Annotated in this window: 6 protein-coding genes and 1 pseudogene; 5 read left to right on the top strand and 2 right to left on the bottom strand. The window is 33.2% G+C overall.

Translation table 11 applies throughout. The features are described from left to right. Nucleotides 1-120: 120 nt before the first annotated feature. Nucleotides 121-417 (bottom strand): annotated as a pseudogene (locus BSCG_RS29265) (helix-turn-helix domain-containing protein). A 3-nt stretch (nt 418-420) separates the two neighbouring features. Next, complete coding sequence (locus BSCG_RS0128185; RefSeq protein WP_008777593.1) at nt 421-618, bottom strand: helix-turn-helix domain-containing protein; 198 nt, start codon at nt 616-618, stop codon at nt 421-423. 404 nt (nt 619-1,022) lie between these two features. Here BSCG_RS0128185 and BSCG_RS00600 point away from each other — a divergent pair, with 404 nt between their 5' ends. From BSCG_RS00600 to BSCG_RS00580, 5 genes are all read left to right on the top strand, one after another. After that, the gene (locus BSCG_RS00600) at nt 1,023-2,099 is read left to right on the top strand and encodes a helix-turn-helix domain-containing protein (protein WP_008777594.1); all 1,077 of its coding nucleotides are present in this window, start codon (nt 1,023-1,025) and stop codon (nt 2,097-2,099) included. Then, nucleotides 2,099-2,623 carry a DUF5615 family PIN-like protein gene (locus BSCG_RS00595; RefSeq protein WP_008777595.1) on the top strand — a complete coding sequence of 175 codons (525 nt, stop codon included), beginning with the start codon at nt 2,099-2,101 and terminating at the stop codon, nt 2,621-2,623. Before BSCG_RS00600 ends, BSCG_RS00595 begins: the two co-directional genes overlap by 1 nt. 88 nt (nt 2,624-2,711) lie before the next feature. Next, nucleotides 2,712-3,092 carry a hypothetical protein gene (locus BSCG_RS00590; RefSeq protein WP_032849893.1) on the top strand — a complete coding sequence of 127 codons (381 nt, stop codon included), beginning with the start codon at nt 2,712-2,714 and terminating at the stop codon, nt 3,090-3,092. 462 nt (nt 3,093-3,554) lie between these two features. Continuing rightward, nucleotides 3,555-4,487: a multiubiquitin domain-containing protein gene (locus tag BSCG_RS00585; protein ID WP_139016527.1), complete on the top strand. Its 933-nt coding sequence runs from the start codon at nt 3,555-3,557 to the stop codon at nt 4,485-4,487. Further along, nucleotides 4,484-5,634 (top strand): ThiF family adenylyltransferase (locus tag BSCG_RS00580; protein ID WP_008777598.1); only part of this gene is annotated, 1,151 nt, incomplete at its 3' end. The genes BSCG_RS00585 and BSCG_RS00580, both read left to right, overlap by 4 nt.

Genomic DNA, 5,634 nt, shown 5'->3' on the forward strand with positions numbered 1-5,634 from the left:
TCATGTTACAAAGTTACGAAATTTCTATTTGATATGCTAATTTATGAGCCATTAATTGCTTATAATCAGATGAGTATTATACGGAACACCTTTGATAATATTTCAGACTAGATAGAGTATCTACTCTTGAAAAGCCTTACGATAATTATCTTCCAATAACTTTTCCACATCTGATTCTTTATACAAGATCTTTCCTCCTAGCTGATAATAAGGAAGCATTCCATTGTTACGATACTCTTGCAAAGTTCTTCTGCTAATTTTTAATCATTGGGCTAACTCCTTATCTGTAATATATCGCTCTCCATTCAATGGAGGACGGCTATTATCTACGATCTTGTTCATTTTCACAAGCATACTGTCCAATGCTTTGAAAAAAGCAACAACCTGTTTGTTGTCTTTCATTATAATTCCTTCCATGACCTATAGATTTATATTTTTTGATTTTAAAATTTTCTCTTTCCGTTGAAGCTCGACAATAGTTAATAATGCCTCTACATCTTCCGGCTTATAGAAAATCTTGTGCTGAATTTGTGAATAAGGTAATTTACCATTATCTCTTAGAGTTTGTAATGTTCGGGGAGATATATTCAATCTCAAACATACATCTTGGCTATCCATTCATGCTCTAAGATTTTTGACATCAACTTTTTGACAAAGCGAATCTACTTGTTTTGTAAAAGCGTTGAATTGATTCATCATCTTTTCAAACAGCTTGGTTTCAATGTAAATGACTTCCATAATAACGATATTTTTAAGTTGCACCATGATTTTGATGCAAGATAGGGCGTATTTGTATGATTTAGGTTATAATGTCACTTATTGTCATGGAAAGTCAGCTCTTTTCATAAAGAGAAGAATTATTAAATAAGGAAAAAGGAAGGGGTGGCAAGATATAAGCTACATCATATGATCTGAAATATAAATATTCTTAATATTGAGGGTTTCAGAAATAAAAAGGATATTTTATGGTTGACGAAATAATAATTATTTGTATTTTTGTAAACCAATAAAGGCTAACACATATGAAGATAGAAGAAATTTTTGCAAAACGATTAAAGAGCGCACGGATTATGGCAGGCTGGTCTATGGATATGCTTTGCGAAAAAATCGGTAATCTGATTAGCAAGCAATCTGTTTCCAAATATGAGAATGGAAAGATGATGCCAGATAGTTCTGTTCTTATTGCTATTGCCAATGCTCTAAATCTAGATCCAGACTACTTTTTCCGTCCTTTCTTGTTTGAATTGGATGAGTTTGAAGTTAGTTTTAGGAAGAAGAATAAGGTTAAAGTATACGAGACCAATGCTATAAAGGAAAAGATAAGGGATAAAGTAGAACGCTATTTGGAAATAGAAAATATATTAGGATTGGAGAATAAATTTGAATCTACGATTTATTCGAATGCTGTCATTTCAAATGCGCAAGACATTAAAATGCAGGCTCTACGTATTCGTAAAGAATGGGGATTGGGTAAAGATGCAATCAATAATGTTCAAGCAATGTTGGAAATGCATTTTATTAAGGTAATAGATGTGGATGCACCGGAAGGCTTCGACGGTTTAAGTGGAATGGTCAACGATGAATATCCTATAATTGTTTTGAATGTAAACATTGAACAATCCGAGCGTCGTAGAATGACTGCATTGCATGAATTAGGCCATCTTTTATTCAATAGATGTTTTGACCCGGTATTGAGCTCTAAACAAAAAGAAGATTTATGTACGATTTTCGCTAACGAAATGTTGATTCCAAGTAGTGTCTTTTGTGGTATAATTGGAGAAAATAGAAAAGACATATCATTAAATGAACTGATCGATTTACAAGTCATGTATGGTGTCTCCATTGATGCCATGATGATGAAAGCTAAAGAACTTAATATTATAACAGAAGCGAGATGCCGTACTTATTATATTAAGAAAAATCGAAATGAAAGATTTAAGAAATTGGTGATTATATCTAGATTCCAAGAGAAAAAACCTCAACGTTTTACGAGTCTCGTGTTTAAGGCTATAGCCAGTGACATTATAACAACCTCAAAAGCAGCCTCTCTTTTGAATACTTCAATTGAAGATGTGCGTAACCGATTAAACCTTATATAATGGAGATTGTAGTAGTCAGCGATACAAATATCTTTATTGACTTATATAAGGTAGGTCTGTTAGATGAATTCTTTTCATTGACTATCAATGTTCATACGACAGATCTTATTGTACATGAATTGAAAGTAAAGGAACAAAAAGATAAGATACTTGGCTATGATAAATTATTTATTAAAAAGTTCGATATGCGAGAGATGGTGGAACTGGTAAACTTCCAACGTAAAATGCAGGATATGACTAATGTGAGTATTCAGGATTGTTCTGTTTGGGTGTATGCACAAAATAATGACTACACTTTACTTACAGGAGATAGTAAGCTTCGTAAAATAGCAATTAAGGAAGGTGCGACTGTTCGTGGAATTCTATATATATTTGACAAAATGGTAGAAGAGAAGTTACTTACTCCGCAAAAAGCTTGTGAGAAAATTCAATTACTAAGGTTATTAAATGGTAGATTACCATCTAAAGAAATAGATAAAAGGCTTGATGTGTGGGATGTTAAAGAGAGAACACAAGGGAAATGAGGAAAAACGAAAGAAATAACGCATCTAATTTATGTGAAAGTGAAATATTTTATATATATTTGCAAGAGAATTTAAAAAGGTGTTGATTATGGGATTTAAAATATTAAGTTCGAAGGATTATAGTGTAAAGCTGAAAGCCACGATACACAGTAGTGGAAAACTAGGGTTTACAGAAGCTACAGCACGGAAATTGTGTTTAAGTACAACTTCTGCTGTAAAGTTTGCACAAGATACTGAAAATGAAGATATTTTATATCTTATAAATTTGTCAGAGGGTGATTCAGATTCATTCCCTGTCAGTAAAGCCGGTAAATATTTCTATGTTAATGCAAAAGGTCTCTTTGATGCATTGCAGATTGATTATATTAATAATGTGGTTATGTTTGACATGATCGATATCAGTGAGAGTAATATGGAAATTTATAAATTAAACAAGAGAGAGAAGAAGAGAGTGAAAGGAGAAGAATAAAAAAGATGCCAAACTGGAAGTCAGCATCTTTTTCAGAATTAAAATATAACTTTCCTAGGGTTCTATTTATGGAGGCTACTCACCTCCTTCAATTCTTGAACAAAGATACTACTTCTATAATAATAAACGAAAAACTTCCAGACTTTTTCGGCATCAAACTTATTATATATCCAATATCCCTATTAAAAAAGTGCCATTTTAAGTCAATTTTGGCATGTAGAGATTGCAAATGTAAGATTTGTACATCTAATAATCGAATAGCATTGTTTCAACATTTTTATGTTCGATGTGGAATCATGATGGGATAAGTACATACTGATTACCCGTAATTGCATCATTCGATTTTGAGATTCTTATAAAAAGGTAAGGGTGATATATACCGCTAGTTTATTAATAATTGATATCTGATTGTTTGTATAATCCCCCTATGTTTATTTGTTTTTTTATTTAATATTTTATCGTATGGAGTTTAATAATAACGAAATCGAACACTTATCAAAGAAAAAGGATATGTTTAAGTTTAAAATAGACGGAAAAATGTATGAAGTAGCCACTCCTTGTGTAATAGGGTGTGAACTTTTAGAGTTAGCAGGAAAATCATGTAATACCCATGAACTTAGAATGAAAACTACTGGCAACATCATGGTGAAGATTGAATGCGGTCAGAGTGTAGACTTACGTCATCCGGGATTGGAAAAATTTGTAACTTTGCCTTTGGAACAGCAAGAAGGAGAAGATGCAGAAACTTTTAAAGGTCATGGTCCAAAAATTAAAATAAAAATTGATGGAAAGATGTACGAAGTAGATCGTGCAAGCATGACCGGTAAAGAGTTGTTGGAGTTGGCAGAAAAACATCCTTATACTAAATATGGCATAAGTAAACGTATGAAAGGAAATAAATTGGTTTCTGTCGAATATGATGAAGAAGTGGATTTGTCAGAACCGGGTTTGGAAAAATTTGTAACCTTACCGTATGAACAAACTGAAGGAGAAGGGCTCGAAAGAGCCTTTTCTTTCAATGAAGATGACACTTTCTTTTTAGAAAAACAAGGACTTCCTTATGAAACAATTAAAGAAGGTACGGCAAACTGGTTACTTATTCATGATTTTCCTATCCCTAAAGGATATAATATAGATAAAACAACTGCGGCCATTTCTATTCCCAGAGGTTACCCTGATACTCCGTTGGATATGGTTTATTTTTATCCACCATTATCATTGAATAGTGGTAAAATTATACCTGCAACAAATTGCCTAGTGAACATCCGTGATAAGCAATATCAAAGATGGTCACGTCATTTTACAGCACAAAATCCTTGGCGGGCAGGTACTGATAATCTAAATACATTTTGTCTTTATATACAGAATTGGATTAAAAAAGAATTAGCAAGATGAAATACAAACTGAGATTATCGATTGATGATTATGAAACATTATATGATCATCTTCTTGGAAATTTTGGTAAAGAAGCTGTAGCTATAGGCCTGTGTGGCAGATGTGGCTTTGAAGACGAAAAAATCATGACCTTGCAGAAAATTGTTATAATTCCTTATGATGAATGTGATTGTTACGAGGATTTTATTAGTTGGAAAACAACGCATATGATACCTTTATTGCAAGAAGCTGCTCAGTATGATTATGCCATATTGAAAATTCATTCACATCCTGGGGGAGGACGTTTTTTTTCCGAACAGGATGATAGGTCGGATTACGATCTGTTTGATTCGATTATTGGTGGATGGTGCGAAAGTGAAGAGCCTCATTTATCTGCTATCATGTTACCTGACGGAGAAATCTATGGTCGTGTTTTTTTGTCCGGATTAGAATCTGCCAAATTGGATAATGTTATGGTTATAGGAGATGATATTCAGCTTTTTTATCATGAAAAAGTTGACTTCATAGATGAATATTCTACAAGAACCCGTCAAACATTTGGGGAAGGAACCTATGCTAAGTTGAAACGATTAAAAGTTGGAATTGTTGGCTGTTCAGGAACCGGTGGTGTTTCTATTGAGCAATTAATGAGGTATGCTATCGAAGAAATTGTTTTGGTAGATCCAGACATTATTGAAGAAAAAAACCTTAATAGGCTAATAGGAAGTCGGAATTCAGACGACTGTTTGGGACAAGCTAAGGTTGAATTCTATAAAAGGCTGATTATGGATACAAATTTGGGTAGCAGGGTTCGTACTTTTCAAACGAATATATGTACCTCAATTGAGACTTTACAATGTTTATCTACTTGTGATATTATTTTGGGGTGTATGGATTCTGCTTCAGGAAGGAATATTTTAAACCGTTTATGTACTTTCTGCCTTATTCCATACTTTGATATGGGAGTTTCTATTGTAGCTGATGGACATGGAGGAATAGAGAAAATTACAACTGCCGTACATTATATACAGCCGGGTAAATCTTCTTTGTTTTCAAGAAAAGCTTATAATATGGAGCAGGTTAGAGCTGAGATATTGGCTTTGACAGAACCAGATGTATATGAAGCTCAAAAGAAAGAAGGCTATGTACAAAATGCTTATGTTGAACG

It is taken from the genome of Bacteroides sp. 2_2_4, assembly GCF_000157055.1.
Classification (GTDB): domain Bacteria; phylum Bacteroidota; class Bacteroidia; order Bacteroidales; family Bacteroidaceae; genus Bacteroides; species Bacteroides ovatus.

Bases quoted from the DNA above. Each gene is read 5' to 3' on its own strand.
- BSCG_RS0128185 (WP_008777593.1), bottom strand. From the start codon at position 618: ATGGATAGCCAAGATGTATGTTTGAGATTGAATATATCTCCCCGAACA.
- BSCG_RS00600 (WP_008777594.1), top strand. From the start codon at position 1,023: ATGAAGATAGAAGAAATTTTTGCAAAACGATTAAAGAGCGCACGGATT.
- BSCG_RS00595 (WP_008777595.1), top strand. From the start codon at position 2,099: ATGGAGATTGTAGTAGTCAGCGATACAAATATCTTTATTGACTTATAT.
- BSCG_RS00590 (WP_032849893.1), top strand. From the start codon at position 2,712: ATGGGATTTAAAATATTAAGTTCGAAGGATTATAGTGTAAAGCTGAAA.
- BSCG_RS00585 (WP_139016527.1), top strand. From the start codon at position 3,555: ATGGAGTTTAATAATAACGAAATCGAACACTTATCAAAGAAAAAGGAT.